The sequence below is a fragment of the Stenotrophomonas sp. YJH_SMC_25 genome (assembly GCF_059369595.1).
Map to the genome: position 1 here is coordinate 403,266 of NZ_JCAFSV010000001.1, position 18,844 is coordinate 422,109.

At 66.0% G+C, this 18,844-nt stretch carries 19 protein-coding genes; 9 read left to right on the forward strand and 10 right to left on the reverse strand.

Annotation, left to right across the window (positions count from 1 at the left end):
- Positions 1 to 40 precede the first annotated feature (40 nt).
- From AC5P7E_RS01970 to prmB, 4 genes are all read right to left on the reverse strand, one after another.
- Complete coding sequence (locus tag AC5P7E_RS01970) at positions 41 to 1,069, reverse strand: aspartate-semialdehyde dehydrogenase (RefSeq protein WP_005410484.1); 1,029 nt, start codon at positions 1,067 to 1,069, stop codon at positions 41 to 43.
- 91 nt (positions 1,070 to 1,160) lie between these two features.
- Positions 1,161 to 2,198, reverse strand: coding sequence for a 2-hydroxyacid dehydrogenase (locus AC5P7E_RS01975; RefSeq protein WP_111117728.1), 1,038 nt, complete (start codon positions 2,196 to 2,198; stop codon positions 1,161 to 1,163).
- Positions 2,191 to 3,294: a chorismate synthase gene (gene aroC / locus AC5P7E_RS01980; protein WP_005410486.1), complete on the reverse strand. Its 1,104-nt coding sequence runs from the start codon at positions 3,292 to 3,294 to the stop codon at positions 2,191 to 2,193. Before aroC ends, AC5P7E_RS01975 begins: the two co-directional genes overlap by 8 nt.
- On the reverse strand, positions 3,291 to 4,220 hold the full coding sequence (prmB, locus tag AC5P7E_RS01985; RefSeq protein ID WP_005410487.1) for a 50S ribosomal protein L3 N(5)-glutamine methyltransferase: 930 nt from the start codon (positions 4,218 to 4,220) through the stop codon (positions 3,291 to 3,293). The genes aroC and prmB overlap by 4 nt, the downstream gene beginning before the upstream one ends.
- A 123-nt stretch (positions 4,221 to 4,343) precedes the next feature.
- On the opposite strand from prmB, the gene AC5P7E_RS01990 reads away from it, so the two are divergent.
- Together AC5P7E_RS01990 and asd are read left to right on the forward strand one after the other, a co-directional pair.
- Complete coding sequence (locus tag AC5P7E_RS01990) at positions 4,344 to 4,994, forward strand: SCO family protein (protein ID WP_005410488.1); 651 nt, start codon at positions 4,344 to 4,346, stop codon at positions 4,992 to 4,994.
- Positions 4,991 to 5,833, forward strand: a complete 843-nt coding sequence (asd, locus tag AC5P7E_RS01995) for an archaetidylserine decarboxylase (protein WP_005410489.1) — start codon at positions 4,991 to 4,993, stop codon at positions 5,831 to 5,833. Before AC5P7E_RS01990 ends, asd begins: the two co-directional genes overlap by 4 nt.
- 91 nt (positions 5,834 to 5,924) lie before the next feature.
- Here the strand turns inward: asd and AC5P7E_RS02000 are convergent, their stop codons facing one another.
- Together AC5P7E_RS02000 and AC5P7E_RS02005 are read right to left on the reverse strand one after the other, a co-directional pair.
- Complete coding sequence (locus tag AC5P7E_RS02000; protein ID WP_005410490.1) at positions 5,925 to 6,272, reverse strand: ribonuclease E inhibitor RraB; 348 nt, start codon at positions 6,270 to 6,272, stop codon at positions 5,925 to 5,927.
- Positions 6,273 to 6,294: 22 nt separating this feature from the next.
- Positions 6,295 to 7,899, reverse strand: coding sequence for a transglycosylase SLT domain-containing protein (locus AC5P7E_RS02005; RefSeq protein ID WP_043034818.1), 1,605 nt, complete (start codon positions 7,897 to 7,899; stop codon positions 6,295 to 6,297).
- A gap of 122 nt (positions 7,900 to 8,021) precedes the next feature.
- Here AC5P7E_RS02005 and AC5P7E_RS02010 point away from each other — a divergent pair, with 122 nt between their 5' ends.
- Positions 8,022 to 9,527: a helicase HerA-like domain-containing protein gene (locus AC5P7E_RS02010; RefSeq protein WP_114618692.1), complete on the forward strand. Its 1,506-nt coding sequence runs from the start codon at positions 8,022 to 8,024 to the stop codon at positions 9,525 to 9,527.
- Positions 9,528 to 9,606: 79 nt separating this feature from the next.
- Entirely contained in the window at positions 9,607 to 10,113 is a 507-nt protein-coding gene (gene greB / locus AC5P7E_RS02015) for a transcription elongation factor GreB (protein ID WP_114618691.1), read from the forward strand.
- Between the two features lie 157 nt (positions 10,114 to 10,270).
- On the opposite strand, the gene AC5P7E_RS02020 is transcribed toward greB, so the two are convergent.
- Together AC5P7E_RS02020 and rimO are read right to left on the reverse strand one after the other, a co-directional pair.
- Positions 10,271 to 11,107, reverse strand: a complete 837-nt coding sequence (locus AC5P7E_RS02020; protein WP_099484893.1) for a DUF3025 domain-containing protein — start codon at positions 11,105 to 11,107, stop codon at positions 10,271 to 10,273.
- Positions 11,104 to 12,465, reverse strand: coding sequence for a 30S ribosomal protein S12 methylthiotransferase RimO (gene rimO / locus AC5P7E_RS02025; protein ID WP_076739738.1), 1,362 nt, complete (start codon positions 12,463 to 12,465; stop codon positions 11,104 to 11,106). Before rimO ends, AC5P7E_RS02020 begins: the two co-directional genes overlap by 4 nt.
- Before the next feature lie 204 nt (positions 12,466 to 12,669).
- Here rimO and AC5P7E_RS02030 point away from each other — a divergent pair, with 204 nt between their 5' ends.
- The 3 genes from AC5P7E_RS02030 to AC5P7E_RS02040 are packed head-to-tail and all read left to right on the forward strand — an operon-like array spanning position 12,670 to position 13,943.
- Complete coding sequence (locus AC5P7E_RS02030; RefSeq protein ID WP_114618711.1) at positions 12,670 to 13,341, forward strand: dienelactone hydrolase family protein; 672 nt, start codon at positions 12,670 to 12,672, stop codon at positions 13,339 to 13,341.
- Positions 13,338 to 13,760 (forward strand): HIT domain-containing protein, encoded by a 423-nt coding sequence (locus AC5P7E_RS02035; protein ID WP_005410497.1) that lies wholly within the window; start codon positions 13,338 to 13,340, stop codon positions 13,758 to 13,760. Before AC5P7E_RS02030 ends, AC5P7E_RS02035 begins: the two co-directional genes overlap by 4 nt.
- Before the next feature lie 15 nt (positions 13,761 to 13,775).
- Positions 13,776 to 13,943, forward strand: coding sequence for a LiaI-LiaF-like domain-containing protein (locus AC5P7E_RS02040; RefSeq protein ID WP_005410498.1), 168 nt, complete (start codon positions 13,776 to 13,778; stop codon positions 13,941 to 13,943).
- 106 nt (positions 13,944 to 14,049) lie between these two features.
- On the opposite strand, the gene dcd is transcribed toward AC5P7E_RS02040, so the two are convergent.
- Both dcd and apbC read right to left on the reverse strand, forming a co-directional pair.
- Positions 14,050 to 14,622, reverse strand: a complete 573-nt coding sequence (gene dcd / locus AC5P7E_RS02045) for a dCTP deaminase (RefSeq protein ID WP_005410499.1) — start codon at positions 14,620 to 14,622, stop codon at positions 14,050 to 14,052.
- Positions 14,623 to 14,700: 78 nt separating this feature from the next.
- Positions 14,701 to 15,555, reverse strand: a complete 855-nt coding sequence (gene apbC / locus AC5P7E_RS02050) for an iron-sulfur cluster carrier protein ApbC (protein ID WP_005414099.1) — start codon at positions 15,553 to 15,555, stop codon at positions 14,701 to 14,703.
- Positions 15,556 to 15,768: 213 nt separating this feature from the next.
- Here apbC and AC5P7E_RS02055 point away from each other — a divergent pair, with 213 nt between their 5' ends.
- Both AC5P7E_RS02055 and AC5P7E_RS02060 read left to right on the forward strand, forming a co-directional pair.
- Positions 15,769 to 18,576, forward strand: coding sequence for a TonB-dependent receptor plug domain-containing protein (locus AC5P7E_RS02055; RefSeq protein ID WP_111117724.1), 2,808 nt, complete (start codon positions 15,769 to 15,771; stop codon positions 18,574 to 18,576).
- Between the two features lie 105 nt (positions 18,577 to 18,681).
- Positions 18,682 to 18,825, forward strand: coding sequence for a hypothetical protein (locus AC5P7E_RS02060; RefSeq protein ID WP_162792550.1), 144 nt, complete (start codon positions 18,682 to 18,684; stop codon positions 18,823 to 18,825).
- The last annotated feature ends 19 nt before the right edge of the window (positions 18,826 to 18,844 follow it).

The following is an 18,844-nucleotide window of genomic DNA, read 5'->3' on the forward strand; positions in this document are numbered from 1 at the left end:
CGGCCAGCGGCCGGCACTACCGGTGAGGCAACCGCTGTGATCAGCGCTGCTCGGCGGCGACCAGCTCGGCCAGCTGCACGGCATTCAACGCCGCGCCCTTGCGCACGTTGTCCGACACGATCCACAGGTTCAGGCCGCGCGGGTGCGAGAGGTCCTCGCGGATGCGGCCGACGTACACCGCGTCCGTGCCCGAGGCGTGGGTGACCGGGGTTGGGTAACCACCGGCTTCGTGACGATCCACCACTTCGATGCCCGGCGACTGCTCCAGCAGCGCGCGCGCTTCGGCGACGGTGACCTTGTCGCGGGTCTCGATCGCCACCGACTCGGAGTGGCCGTAGAACACCGGCACGCGCACCGCAGTCGGGTTCACCAGGATGCTGTCGTCGCCGAGGATCTTGCGGGTTTCCCAGATCAGCTTCATTTCTTCCTTGGTGAAGCCATTGTCCTGGAAGTCGTCGATGTGCGGGATCAGGTTGAAGGCGATCTGCACCGGGAAGCGCTGCGGATCGATTTCCTGGAAGCTCAGCAGCTGGCCGGTCTGCTTGCCCAGTTCCTCGGTAGCCGAACGGCCGCCGCCGGACACCGACTGGTAGGTGGAGACGTTGATACGCTCGATGCCGTACTTGCGGTGCAGTGGCGCCAGCGCCACCAGCATCTGCATGGTCGAGCAGTTCGGGTTGGCGATGATGCCGCGCGGACGGTTGGCCACCTGTTCCGGATTGACCTCGGACACCACCAGCGGCACGTCATCGTCGTAACGGAAGGCCGAAGAGTTGTCGATCACCACCGCACCGGCAGCGGCGAACTTCGGTGCGTATTCCTTGGACACGCTGCCACCGGCCGAGAACAGCGCGATCTCGACACCGCTCGGATCAAAGGTGGCCAGGTCCTGCACCTTGACCTTCTGGCCGTTGAATTCGATCTCGCCGCCGGCCGAACGCTCGGAAGCCAGGACGCTCAGGGTACCGACCGGGAAACCACGCTCGGCCAGGATCGACAACATGGTCTCGCCGACCGCACCGGTGGCACCGACGACGGCAACGTGGAAACTGCGCTGTGCATTGCTCATGGGGGAACTCTCACGAAAACGGGAATGGGGAAGAAACACGCACGACAGCTGGGTTCGGGGAACCTCCTCAAGCGGGGCGCGCGGAGGTTCCCTATCGTTTCCCGGTTTTTTTGCCCAGCGTCACGCGCGCGGCCATCGCCGCATCAGCGTTGATCGCGCTCGGCATGCGCGACGGGCCGCCGTCCAGGCCGAGCCCGGCAACCAGATTATCCACGGCCAGCTGTACCATCGCCGTGCGCGTGGCCAGCGAGGCGCTGCCGATGTGCGGCGTGAGCACGACATTGCGCAGCGCCAGCAGTTCGGGGCGCACCGCCGGCTCACCCTCGTAGACATCCAGGCCGGCAGCGGCCAGACGGCCTCGGGCAAGCGCGTCGGCCAACGCCAGTTCGTCGACGATGCCGCCGCGGGCGATGTTCACCAGGGTGGCTGAGGGCCTCATCTTCGCCAGCGCAGCCGCATCGATGATGTGATGCGAGGCCGGCGTGTAGGGCAGCACGGTGACCAGGTGGTCGGACTGCGCCAGCAGCGTGTCCAGGTCCACGTAGGTCGCGCCGAGCGCAGCCTCGGTCTCGGCCGGAAGGCGCGAACGGTTGTGGTACAGCACCTTCATGCCGAAACCATGCGCGCCGCGGCGGGCGATGCCCTGGCCGATGCGGCCCATGCCGAGGATGCCCAGCGTGCTGCCATGGATGTCTGCGCCAAGCATGGTCTGGAACGACCATTGCTGCCACTGGCCTTCGCGCAGCCAGCGCTCGGATTCGGTGATCCGGCGCGCGGTCGCCATCAACAGGGCGAAACCGAGATCGGCGGTGGTTTCGGTCAGGACGTCCGGCGTGTTGCTGGCGAGGATGCCGGCTGCGCTGAGCGCATCGACATCCAGGTTGTTGTAGCCGACGCCGACATTGGCGATCACCTGCAGCTGCGCGGCGTCGGCCACCTGGGCCGCACCGATGCGCTCGTTGAGGGTGATGATCGCGCCGTCGACGCCGGCCAGCTGTTCGGCGACCTGCTCGGGCGACCAGGCGGTGACCGCATCGGTGCTGCGCAGCTGCACGCGATCGCGCAGCGGCGCGATGGCCGCGTCGATCAGCGGCTGGCTCACCCACACGGTCGGCCGCGTGTCAGCCATCGATCTGCCCGGGAATGCGCGGGGTGATCGTGCCGACATCGCCGCACTGCGCGCGATGGCGCAGCGCCTGGTCCATCAGCACCATCGCCACCATCGCCTCGGCGATCGGGGTGGCGCGGATGCCGACGCAGGGATCGTGGCGACCGGTGGTGACCACCTCGACCACGTTGCCGGCGGTGTCCAGCGACGGGCCCGGCAGGCGCAGGCTGGAGGTCGGCTTCAGGGCGATCGAGGCGACCACCGGCTGGCCGGTGGAGATGCCACCGAGGATGCCGCCGGCGTGATTGCTGGCGAAGCCCTGCGGGGTCAGCAGGTCACGGTGTTCGGTGCCCTTCTGTGCGGCGCTGGCGAAACCGTCACCGATCTCAACGCCCTTCACCGCGTTGATGCTCATCAGCGCGGCGGCCAGTTCGCCATCGAGCTTGCCGTAGATCGGCTCGCCCCAGCCCGGCGGCACGTTGTCGGCGACCACGTCCACGCGCGCGCCGACCGAATCACCGGACTTGCGCAGCGCATCCATGTACGCCTCCAGCTCGGGCACCTGCGCGGCATGCGGCCAGAAGAACGGATTGTCTTCCACCGCCGACCAGTCGAAACCAGCCGGAGTGATGTCGCCCAGCTGCGACAGGTAACCGCGCACGGTGACGCCGAAGCGTTCGGCCAGCCACTTCTTGGCGACCACGCCGGCGGCCACGCGCATGGTGGTCTCGCGCGCCGAGGAACGACCGCCACCGCGCGGGTCACGGATGCCGTACTTGTGCCAGTAGCTGTAGTCGGCATGACCTGGCCGGAACTGCTGGCCGATGTTCGCGTAATCCTTGCTGCGCTGGTCGGTGTTGCGGATCAGCAGCGCGATCGGGGTGCCGGTGGTCAGGCCCTCGTACACGCCGGACAGGATCTCGACCTCATCGGCCTCGCGGCGGGCCGAGGTGTGCCGGCTCTTGCCGGTCGCGCGACGCTGCAGGTCATGGGCGAATTCGGCCGCGTCCAGCGCCAGCCCCGGAGGGCAGCCATCGATCACGCAGCCGATGGCCGGCCCGTGCGACTCACCGAACGTGGTGACGGTGAACAGCTTGCCGAACGAATTGGAGCTCACGGGCGCTGCGCCGCCAGTTCGGTGATGCGCGCGCTGTGGGCGATCAGCTCGCGGCACTCGACCGCGAAGATGCCCATCTGGCCGACCTTGAACTCGATCCAGGCGAAGTCGACTTCCGGCAGCAGCTTGATCAGGTGCTGCTCGGATTCGCCCACTTCGCAGATCAGCAGGCCGTCCTCGCTCAGGTGCAGCGGGGCGTCGCGCAGGATCTTCAGCACCAGGTCCAGGCCGTCGTCGCCGGCACGCAGGCCCATTTCCGGCTCGTAGGAGTATTCCTGCGGCAGGGCATCGGTTTCGTCGTTGGTGACGTACGGCGGATTGGTGACGATCAGGTCGTAGTGGCGGCCGGTCAGGCCGTTGAACAGGTCCGACTTGAGCAGGGTGACGTTGTGCGCCTGCAGGCGCTCCTTGTTTTCTTCGGCCAGCGACAGTGCATCGTCGCTCAGGTCGACGCCGTCCACTTCCCAGTTCGGGTAGTAGTGGCCCATGGCAATGGCGATGCAGCCCGAACCGGTGCACAGGTCCAACGCACGGCTGACATCGCGGCCGGCCAGCCACGGCTCGAAGCCGCATTCGATCAGTTCGGCGATCGGCGAGCGCGGCACCAGGGCGCGCTTGTCGCTCTTGAAGCTCAGGCCAGCGAACCAGGCCTCACCGGTCAGGTAGGCGGCCGGGATGCGTTCGTCGATGCGACGCTGGAACAGCTCCAGCACGCGCAGCTTCTCGGCCTGCAGCAGGCGCGCCTGGCCATAGGCCGGGCCGAGGTCATGCGGCAGGTGCAGGCTGTGCAGCACCAGCTGGGTGGCCTCGTCCAGCGCGTTGTCGTAGCTGTGCCCGAAGGTCAGTCCGGCTTCGTTGAAACGGCTGGTGCCGTAGCGGATCAGATCGATGATCGTGTGGAGTTCGGCGGCCGTTTCAGCGGTCATGGCGGTACTGCGGGCAAAGTGGCCCCCGATTATAGGGGCTGGCGCCCGTGGCGGCATCCGTTGCGGCGGAAACGATTCGGGCCACAGCCGGTATGATGGGGCCCACTTCGCGCGGGAGCCCCCATGTTCAATCGCAACGCCGGCATCATCCTGCTGATCGCCCTGGCGGCGGGTCTCGGCCTGCTGGCCGCCCAGCAGCTGTTCGCGCCGAAGCCGCCGGCCAATGCCCCGGCCACCGAAGCGATCACGCTGTACCCGCAGCCGCGCGAACTGCCCGACTTCAACCTGGCCCAGTCCGACGGCACCCGCCTGATCCCGGGCGAACTGAAGGGCCACTGGACCCTGGTATTCCTGGGCTTCACCTTCTGCCCGGACGTCTGCCCGACCACCCTGGCCGAGCTGGCCGGCGCGCAGAACCAGTGGGAAGCCCTGCCCGACAGCCTGCGCCCACGCGTGCTGTTCATCTCGGTCGACCCCGACCGCGACAGCGCCACCCGCCTCGGCGAGTACGTGCACGGTTTCCACAAGGACACCCTGGCCGCCACCGCTGACGTTCCCTCGCTGGAGCGCTTCGCCACCTCGTTGGGCTTCGTGTTCCAGAAGGTGCCGGGCAAGCATTTCGACGAGAACCCCGAGGATTACACCGTCGAGCATTCGGCCAGCCTGGCCGTGCTCGACCCGCAGGGCCGCCTTGCCGGCCTGGTACGCCCCCCGTTCAACGCGCCGGCCATTGCCCGCGACCTGCAGAAGCTGACCGAGAAAACCGCCCCATGAGCCTCACCACCGCCCTGACGTACGCGCTGCCACACCGCCTGCTGTCCTCGATGGCGCGTTCGCTGGCGTACTCGGACGATCCGCGCGTATCGCGCTGGCTGATCGACACGGTCACCCGCAAGTTCAACGTCAACCTGGACGAAGCGGCCAACCCGGACCCGCGCAGCTATGCGACCTTCAACCAGTTCTTCACCCGTGCGCTGAAGCCGGGTGCGCGCGTGGCTGACGCCGATCCGCGCAGCCTGGTGATGCCGGCCGACGGCCGCATCAGCCAGCTGGGGAAGATCGAGGCCGGCCGCATCTTCCAGGCCAAGGGCCAGTCATTCACCGCTGCCGAACTGCTGGGCAGTGACGAGGACGCCAAGCCATATAACGATGGCCTCTACGCCACGGTGTACCTGTCGCCGCGCGATTACCACCGCGTGCACATGCCGTGGACCGGAACCCTGCGTGAGACCGTGCACGTGCCGGGGCGCCTGTTCAGCGTCGGCCCGGCGGCCGTCAACGGCGTACCGCGCCTGTTCGCACGCAACGAGCGCCTGGTCTGCCACTTCGACACCAGCTTCGGCCCGATGGTCAGCGTGATGGTCGGTGCGCTGCTGGTGTCCGGGGTGGAAACCGTGTGGAGCGGCGAAGAGATTCCGCACTATGGCGACCGCATCACCCGCAAGGACTACCGCGGCCAGGGCATCAGGCTGGAGCGCTTTGCCGAGATGGCGCGCTTCAACTACGGCTCCACCGTGATCGTACTGCTGCCGCCGGGCGTGGCTGACTTCGCCCCGCAGCTGGGCGCTGAAAGCCCGGTGCAGCTGGGCCAGGCGCTGGCAAAGCTGCGCTGAGGCTTCGGTAGTGCCGGCCGCTGGCCGGCATCTCCGCTGATCCAACGCGTCGAGCATTGCCGGCCAGCGGCCGGCACTACCGGTACGCGCGTTACTGCAGGGACGGGGCCGGACCGACGTCCATGCCGTCGTAGTCTTCCACGCCCTTCTCCGCGGCCAGCGCTGCGAATTCCTGGTTGCGGCGGTCAAGCGAGGCTTCGTCGTGGATCTCCACGCGCTCCACATGCAGCACGTGGAACGGCGCGTCGCCCTCTTCCGGATCCTGTTCGAACAATTCCACGAAGGTGTAACCCTGCGCCTGCAGGTGCTGCGCCAGTGCCTGCAACGGCTCGGCAGTGGAGTGCACGAAGAAGTACCCCCACAGCAACGGGCCGGTGATGTCCCAGTCGGTGTTTTCGCGGAGGTTGGCGAACAGGTTGCGGGTGTCTTCGAGGTCCATGCGGATTCCAGGGTCGGGGGGATTACTTGTCGCAGCCCTGCAGCTTCAGCGTCTGGCCGTGGCGCAGGCTGTAGGCCGGGGCCTTCAGGCCATTGGCGCGGGCCAGGGTGGGCACGTCGCACTGGAACTTGGCCGCGATGGCGCCCAGGGTTTCACCCCGGCCCACCTTGTGGCTGCGCACCGGCTTCGGGCGCGCCGCCGGGCGCGGCGTGACCACCGGAGCAACCGGCGTGGTCGGCACGCTGGTGGACGCGGCCGCATCGGCCACCGGCACCACGCCGCCCACGGCCACGCTTCCGGTGTAGCTGGTCGCGGCCGGGCGCTTGATTGCTGCGTTCAGATCGGCGGTGATCAGCGTGCGGGCCAGGTCGGCACGCGGGCCACTGACGCAGTTGCGCTGGTACAGGCCGGCGATGCGGGTGGTGGCATTGATCAGCGTGCCGGCCGGGATCCAGCCATCGGCCTCATAGCGCGGGTTGAGGTTGCGCAGCGCGCGCATGTAGCCATCGCGGGTGCCGTGGCTGCCCAGGCAGATGGTCAGTTCGTAGATGGTGGTCGACTTGGCCAGGCGCAGCGTGGCCGGCTGCGCGCTGATCTTCGGGAACTCCACCCCGTACTGCTGCGGGTGCAGGAAGATCCAGGCCGCGGCGATCACCATCGGCACGTAGTCCTTGGTCTCGCCGGGGAACTGGTTGTAGACGCTGTCGGTCCAGAAGCTCTGCCCGGCGCTCTGCTTGAACACGCGCGCGGCGCGGCCTTCGCCACCATTGTAGGCGGCCACCGACATTTCCACGTTGTTGTTCAGTTCGCGCAGGCGTTCGTTGAGGTAGCTGGCGCTGGCTTCGGCGGCGCTGCGCGCGTCAAAGCGGGTGTCGAAGCCGGTGCCGTCCGGGCCGAGGCCGAAGCGGCGGCCGGTGGCCGGCATGAACTGCATCAGGCCCGCCGCGCCGGCGCGCGAGGAGGCATGCACGCGGCCGTTGGATTCCTTGGCCATGATGCCGAACAGCAGCGCTTCGGGCAGGCCACGCTTCTCCCACTCCGGCCACATCACCGCACGCAGGTTCTGGTAGTTCTCGTAGCTGGTCAGCAACGCCGGGCGCATGTCGGTCAGCCAGCGGCGGATGCCGGCCTGCACCGCCGGGTTGTATTCGACCATGCTGTCGAAGGCGTGCCGCTTGTCGTTCAGCAGCGCGGCAGCGCGCGCGGCCTCCGGTACGTCGGCGGTAAGCGGGCCGATGTGGTCGGGGTCGGCTTCCAGGCGATCACCGCCCTCGTCGGCCACGTCATCGCTGGCGGCCGCGTCGGCGTCGTGCTTGAGCAGGCGCTTGTAGCTGGCCAGCAGGGTGCCCATCTGGCAGCCCTTCTGCTTCACGCAGTCGTTGAGGACATCTTCCATGTCCTCCAGCGCGGCGTCGGCTTCGTTGCTGCCCTTGGGGTCGGCATTGGCGACCAGCAGCAGCGCATCGCTGTAACGCTTCTCGGCGACGGTCATGCGCTGCTGCAGCGCATCCACCTTCACCTTGTCCCGGGCCGAAACCCGCTGCGCATGGGCGTCGGGCGCCAGGGAAACCAGGCCGGCCAGGGCCAGCAGCGGCCAACCGCGGGAAATCAGGACAGGAACGGGCATTGATGGCACTGTGTGCGAAACAGGCAGGCAGAGTAGCGGCGCCGCCAAGGTCCGGGCAAGCCGACCTTCGGACCGTCACCGCCGGCGGTTAACATTGGGCTATTCACCACAAGGGCTGGACCATGGATCCGATTCTGCTCGGCAAAGGCATCACCGACGATGTGGCCGTCACCCTGCTGCCGAAACTCGGCAACCGCCACGGCCTGGTGGCCGGCGCCACCGGTACCGGCAAGACCGTGACCCTGATGACCCTGGCCGAGGGCTTCTCGCGGCTGGGCGTGCCGGTGTTCCTGGCCGATGTGAAGGGCGATGTGTCCGGCCTGGCGGTGTCCGGCACCGGCGCCGAGAACCTGCTCAAGCGCGCCGCCGAGATCGGCGTGGCCGACTACGCACCGGCCGCCAGCCCGACCATTTTCTGGGACCTGTACGGCAAGCTGGGTCACCCGGTGCGCACCACGGTCAGCGAGATGGGCCCGACCCTGCTGGCGCGCATCCTCGAGTTGAACGACACCCAGTCCGGCGTGCTCGACATCGTGTTCAAGCTGGCCGACGACCGTGGCCTGCTGCTGCTGGACATGGACGACCTGCGCGCCCTGCTCGGCCTGGTGGCCGAGGAGCGCAAGGACATCTCCACCGAGTACGGCCTGGTCAGCGCGCAGTCCATCGCTGCGATCCAGCGGTCGGTGCTGCGCCTGGCGCAGGATGGCGGCGAGAACTTCTTCGGTGAGCCGGCCCTGGAACTGGCCGACATCATGCGGGTCAATCACGACGGCCGCGGCATGATCGGCATCCTTGCCGCCGACCAGCTGGTGCTCAAGCCGAAGCTGTATTCCACCTTCCTGTTGTGGCTGCTGTCGGAGCTGTTCGAGCAGCTGCCGGAGGTGGGCGACCTGGACAAGCCGAAGCTGGTCTTCATCTTCGACGAAGCGCACCTGCTGTTCGACGATGCACCGCCGTCGCTGGTGCAGCGCATCGAGCAGGTGGTGCGACTGATCCGCTCCAAGGGCGTGGGCGTTTACTTCTGCTCGCAGTTCCCTGATGACGTACCGGGCAACATCCTCGGCCAGCTCGGCAATCGCGTGCAGCATGCGCTGCGTGCATTCACCCCGCGCGACCAGAAGGCAGTGAAGACTGCTGCCGAGACCTTCGTGCCGAACCCGAAGCTGGACGTGGCCAAGGTGCTCAGCCAGCTCGGTACCGGCGAAGCGCTGGTGTCCACGCTGCAGGACAAGGGTGTGCCGATGCCGGTGCAGCAGACGATGATCGCGCCGCCGCGCTGCCGGATGGGGCCGATCACCGACGCCGAGCGTGCCCAGGTGCGTGCCGGCAGCCCGGTCGGCAGCCGCTACGACACCGCGATCAACCGTGAATCGGCCGCCGAACTGCTGGCCCAGCGTGCGCAGAAGACCGTCGAACAGGCGCAGGCACCGGCCGCGCGTAGTCGCGAGCAGGACGAAGCGCAGGAAGGCGGTTTCGGCCAGGCGATCAAGGACGCGATCTTCGGCACCAAGCGCCGCCAGGGCATGATCGAAACCATGGCCAAGCAGACCACGCGCACCGTCGGCACCAAGCTGGGCAACCAGATCGTGCGTGGCATCCTGGGTGGCATCTTCGGCGGCAAGCGCTGATCCGCCACTACTGGGGTCGGATCCCTTTCCTGCGGAAAGGATCCGACCCCATCGTCCCCCTGAAAAGAAATCGCACCACATGTCGCGTTGGCGTCCCCCTGCAGAAAAGAGTACCGCCCTGATCACCGCCTCCGGCCATGCCCGGCTGAAGGCCGAGCTGGATGACCTATGGCGTGTGCGCCGCCCCGAGGTGGTGAAGGCACTGGCCGCGGCCGCTGCGGAAGGCGACCGTTCGGAAAACGCCGAGTACACCTATCGCAAGAAGCAGCTGGGCGAGATCGACCGTCGTGTGCGCTACCTGACCAAGCGGTTGGAATCGCTACGCGTGGTCGATACCACGCCGACCGATCCGCAGGCGGTGTTTTTCGGTGCGTGGGTGGAACTGGAGAACGTGGACAGCGGTGAGACCAGCCGCTATCGCATTGTCGGGCCGGATGAGACCGATGCTGGGCTGGGTTGGATCAGCATCGATTCCCCCCTGGCGCGTGCGCTGCTGAAGAAGCGGCTGGATGATGAATTTTCGGTGGAACTGCCCGGCGGCCAGTTCAACTTCGCGGTGATCAGCGTGGAATACGAACCGCTGTAGCGTCGACTGTCAGTCGACTACCGCGCCAAGCGCGGCACAAACCTCCGCAGCCGGACGGTGAACGCACCGCGCTCCTCATCGCGGTTGATGACTCGTCGAAGCCATCTGTCGGGCGTTCACGGCCTCGGAACGAAGAGCAGTCGACTGACAGTCGACTCTACATAGCCCTGTGCAACGGCGGCGGGTACTGGCGGCCGGCACGCAGCGGGCGGAAGTACGCGGCATCTGCATAGAAGGCGGCATCCTGTCCCTGGTGCCAGCCCGGGATTCCCGCCAGCGGCAGCGGACGCAACTGCAGGGGATCGGTCACTGCCCTGCCCTCGGCGATGGCCGCGGTTACTGCGTCAACGCAGGCATCATCGACTTCACCGTGCACCACCACGCACTTGCCGACCAGCAGGCGCCCCGGTAGCAGCGCCTGCTCCATCAACGCGTGCCCGAATATCGCAGCGATAGCGATGTCACCACTCTGCCAGCGCGCAGGCTCGAACAACGCCGGCCAATCATGCACGTCCCATGCGGCCAACACGTCCTCATCGCGCACACGCACGATCACACCGGTTTCGTCGAACTGGGTCAGCGCGGCCTGCGCGCGATTGCGCTGGCCCGGCGGCATGGATGCGATATGCCTGCACTGCTGCACATTGAGCACCTGCTTGAGCTGCGGGTAACGGGCCCACACCAGTGCATTGAACAGGTCATGCCAGTTGTCGGCGCGGGTGGCGATGCGCCCCTGTGCGATGCGGGCTTCGTAGTGCAGGCCGTCGGCCAGCAGCGCGGCATCCTGCTCGACCAGGTGCTTGCCGGGCAGCGTGAGGCGTGCCTCGAGCGCTGCAATGGACGGCCACTCAGGGCTGACCAGCAGGTCATGGACGTCGCGCAACCCGGCAAACACCGGGTGCGCGAACACCTGCGGATCGACCGCCGCACGCGGCGGCGGCACGAAGCGGCGGACACCGCTGCCGTCACCGGCGGCGGTCGTCGCCGCGGTCACAGCATCTTGAGATCGAATACCGGGCGGGTAGCGGCCGGCAGCGCATCACCGTACAGGTCGTGCTCATCGCTCTCGGTGATTTCCACGTCGACGAACTCACCCACGCGCAGCGGCACCTGGTCGGCGTTCTGGATATGCACCAGGCCGTCGATCTCCGGCGCATCGGCCTTGGAACGGGCCACGGCGATATCACCTTCGATGGCATCGACCAGGCACTGCTGCACGGTACCGATCTTGGCTTCCAGGCGCGCGGCGGAAATCTGCGCCTGCTTCTCCATGAAACGGGCCAGGCGTTCCTGCTTCACTTCTTCCGGCACCGCATCGGGCAGGTCGTTGGCGGTGGCACCTTCGACCGGTGAGTAGGCAAACGCACCGACGCGATCCAGCTGTGCCTCGTCCAGGAACGACAGCAGTTCTTCGAACTCGGCCTCGGTCTCGCCCGGGAAGCCGACGATGAAAGTCGAACGCACGGTGATGTCCGGCGCGATGCGGCGCCAGTTCTGCACACGCTCCAGGGTCTTCTCGACCGCACCCGGACGCTTCATCAGGCGCAGGATGCGCGGGCTGGCATGCTGGAACGGAATGTCCAGGTACGGCAGGATGCGGTTCTCGGCCATCAGCGGCACCACCTCGTCCACGTGCGGGTACGGGTAGACGTAGTGCATGCGAACCCACGCATCCAGCTCGGACAGACCTTCGCACAGTGCCTTCAGGCGGGTCTGGTAGGCCTTGTTGCGCCACATCTTCTCGGCGTACTTCACGTCCACGCCATAGGCCGAGGTGTCCTGCGACACCACCAGCAGCTCGCGCACGCCACCACGCACCAGGCGCTCGGCCTCACGCAGCACCTCGTCGACCGGGCGCGAGACCAGCTTGCCGCGCATCGACGGGATGATGCAGAAGCTGCACTTGTGGTTGCAGCCTTCGGAAATCTTCAGGTAGGCATAGTGGCGCGGGGTCAGCTTGATGCCGTAGTCAGGCACCAGGTCCACGAACGGATCGTGCTTGGGCGGCAGTGCTTCATGCACCGCTTCCATCACGCTGTGGTAGTCCTGTGGGCCGGACACCGCCAGCACGTTCGGATACGCCTCGCGGATCTGCTCCGGGCGCTTGCCCAGGCAGCCGGTGACGATGACCTTGCCGTTCTGGTTCATCGCCTCGCCAATCGCGTCCAGCGACTCGGTCACCGCCGAATCGATGAAGCCGCAGGTGTTGACCACCACCACATCGGCCGAATCGTAGGACGGGACGATGTCGTAACCTTCCGAGCGGAGCTGGGTGAGGATGCGCTCGGAATCAACAAGGGCCTTCGGGCAGCCAAGGCTGACGAAGCCGACTTTGGGGTTCAGCTGGGACATGGAATCGCGGGACTCTGGGGGCCTGGGCCCCTGCCGGCATGGCAGGGGTTCCTGGGGGCCGGGGCCTGAAAGGGCGCCAGTATACCGGGGTTGGCGGCCGGGCTCTGAATGGCCAGCCGCCCGATCACGCACAGCCGCTGACACCGCGCTAACCCGCGCAGCACCGACAATGCAGTCCTGTCCCTGCAACGAGAGTAGATGACGATGGCCGAGTGGATCACCCTGGATACGCACCACGGCGCGGTACGGGCCTGGCAGGCACTCCCCGAGGGCACCGCGCGAGGCGGGCTGGTGGTGGTGCAGGAAATCTTCGGCGCGAACCCGCACATCCGCGGCGTGGCCGAACGCTTCGCCGCCGAGGGCTATGCGGTGCTGGCACCGTCGTTCTTTGACCTGATTGATGGCCCCGATGCCGACCCGGATGCCCTGCCCTACGACGCCGACGGCGTGAAGCAGGGCCTGGAACGGGTCAGCGCGCTGGGCATGGAGAAGGCGCTGGAAGTGGTCCGCGCGGCAGCCACCCGGCTGGCCCCCTACGGCAAGGTCGGCACCGTCGGCTACTGCTGGGGCGGTACGGTAGCGATGCTGTCCGCAGTGCGCCTGGGCCTGCCCTCTGTCAGCTACTACGGCGCGCGCAACGTCCAGTTCCTCGATGAGACGCCGAAGGCGCCGGTGATCTTCCACTTCGGCGCCCAGGACCGCAGCATCCCGCCGGAAGCGGTCCAGGCCCATCGCGAGAAGCTGCCGCAGATGGCCACCTTCGTCTATCCGGCCGACCACGCCTTCAACCGGGAGGTCGGACATGCGTATGATCCAGAAAGCGCCGCCCTGGCGCTGCAACGCACCCTGGACTTCTTCTCGGAGCATCTTGGATGAGCGAATTCGAACTCGATTCACGCCTGGCCACCGATAGCGTACTGGTGGCCGAAGGACCGTTGTCGCAAGTGCGGCTGATGAACGACGAACGATTCCCGTGGCTGGTACTGGTACCGCGCCTGGCCGGGGTCACCGAGTGGATCGAGCTGGACGGCGAGCAGCAGGACAAGCTGCGCACCGAGCTCAACCGCGCCTGCAAGGCCCTTAAGGGCGCCGACGGAGTGGAGAAGATCAACATCGGCGCGTTGGGCAACATCGTGCGCCAGCTGCACTTCCACGTGATCGGCCGCCATGACGGTGATCCGGCCTGGCCGGGCCCGGTCTGGGGCAGCGGTCCCGCGCACCGCTACGAAGCGGCCGCACTGGACCAGCATGTCGCCTACTGGAAGGAACGGCTAGGATATCCGGCCCACACCTGAGCCTTCGCCGACCCGATGCGATTCAACCTCGTTGCCGCCATCCTGCTGATCCTGATCGGCCTGTTCATGCTCGCCAGCAACCTCGGCTGGACGCACCTGAACCTGTCCAAGCTGCTGCTGACCTGGTGGCCGGTGGCGCTGGTGGGTGTCGGGATCGCGATGCTGTTCGGGCGCGGAAAATAACGAAGGCGGCGCATTGCGCCGCCCTCGTTCATGCAGAGCCGAGCCATGCTCGGCTGCCCCGCCTTGAAGCCGAGCATGGCTCGGCTCCACAAACCGCCTGCAATCTTCAGGTCCGCGGCAGGGTCACACCGGTCTGGCCCTGGTACTTGCCGCCACGATCGCGGTACGACGTCTCGCAGATGTCATCGGCCGCGGCCTGGAAGAACAGCATCTGTGCAACGCCTTCGTTGGCATAGATGCGAGCCGGCAGCGGCGTGGTGTTGCTGAATTCCAAGGTGACGTGGCCTTCCCATTCCGGCTCCAGCGGCGTCACGTTGACGATGATGCCGCAGCGCGCATAGGTGCTCTTGCCCAGGCACACCACCAGGGTATCGCGGGGGATGCGGAAATACTCCACGGTACGCGCCAGCGCGAAGCTGTTCGGCGGAATGATGCACTCGTCGGCGGTGATGTCGACGAAGCTGCCCGAGTCGAAATGCTTGGGATCGACGATGGTCGAGTTGATGTTGGTGAACACCTTGAACTCGCGCGAGCAGCGCACGTCGTAGCCATAGCTGGACGTGCCGTAGCTGACGATGCGCTCGCCGTTGGCCTGCTTGACCTGCCCGGCCTCGAACGGCTCGATCATGCCGTGCTGCTCGGACATGCGGCGGATCCAACGGTCACTCTTGATGCTCATGCTTTGTCCTGGGGGATACGAGGGGCGCGAGGATTCTAGCAGGGGGCCGGGCATCGCCGACGGCCCCGGCCGAGGTGCTTACAGCAGCGACGACAGGATCGGAATCGACGCCCGCGGGCGCTTGCCCACTTCCTCGATCAGGCGCTGCGCGGCATGGCGGTAGGCCTGCGCCGGCACCGAATCGGGCTGCGCCACGGTGATCGGGGTACCGCTATCGCCCTGCTCGCGGATGCCGATCTGCAGCGGCAGCGATCCCAGCAGCGGCACGCCGTACTGCGCGGCCATGCGCTCGCCACCGCCCTCACCGAACAGATGCTCGACATGCCCGCAGTTGCTGCAGGTGTGCACGGCCATGTTCTCGACAATGCCCAGCACCGGCACCTCGACCTTCTCGAACATCTTCAGCGCCTTCTTCGCATCCAGCGTGGCGATGTCCTGCGGCGTGGTGACGATCACCGCACCGGCCAGCGGAATCTTCTGGGTCAAGGTCAGCTGGATGTCGCCGGTGCCCGGCGGCAGGTCGATCAGCAGGAAATCCAGGTCATCCCACAGCGTGTCGTTGAACAGCTGGGTCATTGCCGAGGTGGCCATCGGACCGCGCCAGATCATCGGCGTGTCCTCTTCGATCAGGTAACCGATCGACATCGTGTCCACGCCGAACGCGCGCAGGGGCTCGATGCTCTTGTTGTCGGGACTTTCCGGCCGCCCGGACAAGCCCAGCATGGCGGGCACGCTGGGGCCGTAGATGTCCGCGTCCAGCACGCCGACACGTGCGCCCAGCTGCTGCAGCGCCACGGCCAGATTGACCGCGGTGGTCGACTTGCCCACGCCGCCCTTGCCGGAGCCGACCGCGATGACATTGCGGATGCGGGCATGTGGCGTCAGTCCCTTCTGGACTTGGCTGGCATGGGGGCGGCGGGGGGAACTGTTCACAACGGGCACCAGCTGTATCAGGGGGAATAACCCAACATCATACAAGCTGGACGTAGCCTGACTGAAATTCAGGATTGCTACAGATTCGTGCACAGATTGTTAAGTTCATGTTACGTTCCTGAAGCACTGTTTTGGGCTGCGGAGCTGGTTTCCAGCGCGCACGATGGCGCATGCGCAGTGCCGATTTTTGTTTTTGCTCTCTATTGGAACTACATGAAATACGCAAGCAACACCGCACGTCGCAACACGCTCGCCGTCGCCCTGATTTCCGCCCTGATGGCCGCCGCCCCGGCAATGGCCCAGGACAAGGCGACCAACCTGGACAAGATCACCGTCACCGGTTCGCTGATCCCGCAGACCCAGGTTGAAACCCAGACCCCGGTGATGTCCATCACCGCCGAAGACATCCAGACCCGCGGCTTCAGCAGCGTTGCTGAAGTGCTGCAGCAGTCCTCGCTGACCACCGGCGGCCTGCAGGGTGGCCAGACCTCGGGTTCGTTCACCCAGGGCGCTGAAGCAGCCGGCATGTTCGGCCTGAACCCGGGTTACACCAAGTACCTGATCAACGGCCGCCCGATGCTCTCGTATCCGGCGCTGTACAACGGTAGCGACACCTTCAACAACATCAGCGGCATTCCGATCGACATCGTCGAGCGCATCGAAGTGCTGCCCGGTGGCCAGTCCTCGCTGTACGGCTCGGACGCGATCGCCGGTGTGGTCAACATCATCCTGAAGGAGCGCATGGACGGCGGTACGATGACCGTCCGTGGCGGCACCTACACCGAAGGCGGCGGCAGCAATATCCGCTTCAGCGCAGCCAAGGGCTTCAACGCGTTCGACGACCGCTTCCACGCGCTGGTCAACGTGCAGATCGAGAACGGCAGCCCGATCTGGGGCTACCAGCGTGACATCACCAAGCAGAACAACCCGGTCGGCTACACCGCGCAGGTGCCGTCGAACGACTTCGCCGTCATCACCAATGCAGACAACAAGCTGCTGATGATGGACCCGAGCCGCTGCGCCAACGTGGCAGGCCTGTACGACGGCACCACCGTCGTCGGCAAGCGCGCGTCGGGCGAGTCCTGCGGTTCGGTGTACAGCGCCGGCTACAAGACCCTGAAGAACGGCAAGAACAGCGGCCAGTTCTACTCGTCGATGACCTTCGACGTGAACGACAACTTCCAGCTGTTCGCCGACGTGCTGTACAGCAAGGAAAAGACCGAGTTCACCTCCGGCTCCAGCGCCCTGTGGTGGGGCACGAAGTCGGTCATGGGTGGCTTCTACGACCAGGGCGCAGGCAAGGTCGTGAACCTGCAGCGCGCCTTCGCGCCGGAGGAGATCGGCGCGGGCGACTACAACAACATCCTGAACTCCGATGAGAGCCGCGCCTACCAGGTCACCCTGGGCGGCAAGGGCATCGTCGGCGACTGGGACTACAGCGCCAGCTTCACCCGTGGCGAGTACCGCCTGGACCAGAACCGCTTCGTGCGCTGGAAGGACAAGATCGAGGACTTCTTCGGCCAGACCGTGCTGGGCCCGCGCCTGGGCACCTACACCGACCCGAAGGACCCGACCGCCACGTTCGGCATCTACAACCCGAACTACGCTGCCTTCTACTCGCCGATCACCCCGGACCAGTTCGCCAGCTTCACCGGCTACGGCACCCACCGCAGCAAGACCTGGCAGAACCTGGGTCGCGTGCAGGTGACCAACGGCTCGCTGTTCAGCCTGCCGGGCGGTGACGCCGGCCTGGCCGTCGTGCTGGAAGGTGGCAGCGAAGGTTGGGACTACTCGCCGGACCAGGCCTTCGTCGACGGCAACGTGTGGGGCACCACCGCCGTCGCGGGCGCCGGCCACCGCAGCAACTACGCGGTCACCAGCGAACTGCGCATGCCGCTGCTGGAGAAGCTGACCGTCAGCGCCTCGGGCCGTTATGACGCGTTCAAGATCGCCGACAAGACCGTCGACAAGGCCACTTACAGCATCGGCCTGGAATTCCGTCCGATCGAGAGCCTGCTGCTGCGCGGCAAGTACGGCACCGCCTTCCGTGCACCGACCCTGTCCGATGCCTTCCAGGGCATGAGCGGCTCGTACTCGTCCGGCCAGAATGACTACTACCGCTGCAGCCAGCTGGGCTACGGCCTGCGTGACGAGGCCTGCTCGTTCTACAAGAACACCTCGGTGTACAGCGAAAAGTCCGGCAATCCGGACCTGAAGCCGATCACCGCCGACGTGTGGAGCGCAGGCGTGGTGTGGGCCCCGGTGAGCAACTTCTCGCTGTCGGCCGACTACTACAACTGGAAGATCAAGAACGAGGTCAAGACCCTCAGCACCGACCAGCTGCTGCTGGCCGAGTACCAGTGCCACAACGGCCTGCCGAACAACACCTCGGCCAGCTGCCAGAACGTCACCGACTGGGTGTCGCGCGATGCCGGCGGCAACCTGACCCGCGTGTACACGCCGAAGCTCAACGTCGCCAGCCAGAACCTGGAAGCGGTGACGGTGGCGGCCAAATACCAGCAGGATATCGGTCGCTTCGGCTCGCTGATGTTCTCCGGCAACTACACGAACATGCTGAAGCGTGAAGTGCAGCCGATGCCGGGCGCCGCCAAGCTCGACCTGCTGAGCGATCCGTACAACATGTGGTACTACGACAACTTCGCCAAGGTCCGTGGCGATCTGTCGGTGGCCTGGAACATCGCCAAGTTCACCACCACCGTGTACGCCAACTACGTCGGCAGCACCCCGAACTACCTGGCCTACACCGGCCGCAGCTACGGCTATGTCCACTCTTCCGGTGCCAAGGCCGGCAAGTGGGGTTCGTACACCACGTACAACCTGAGCATGAACTACCAGGCACAGGACGATCTGGTCCTGTCGCTGATGGTCAACAACGTGTTCAACAAGCTGCCGGAAGGCCAGCGCTACAACTACCCGGGCAACGAATCGACCCCGTTCAATGACGGCTTCTACAGCGTCTACGGCCGCCAGATCTCGGCCCAGGTCAAGTACAACTTCTGATCCCGTCGTTTCCCGGACTTCGTGTCTGGACCAGGCCCCGCTTCGGCGGGGCCTTTTTTTTCCTTCTATGCGGCATGGGGAAAGCCCGCGACGTATCGATTATTAATGTCAGTTGAATTTATCAAATATTCATTTTCACTGCTTTCCGATAATCCGGAAAACGGCAGAAATGCCTGTGGAGAAGGGGCTTTTTACGAAGCGCGCAACCGTCCGTCACCGACCGTTACAGAACTGCGCAAGGCACGTTAAGCGTGTGTTACGTTGACTC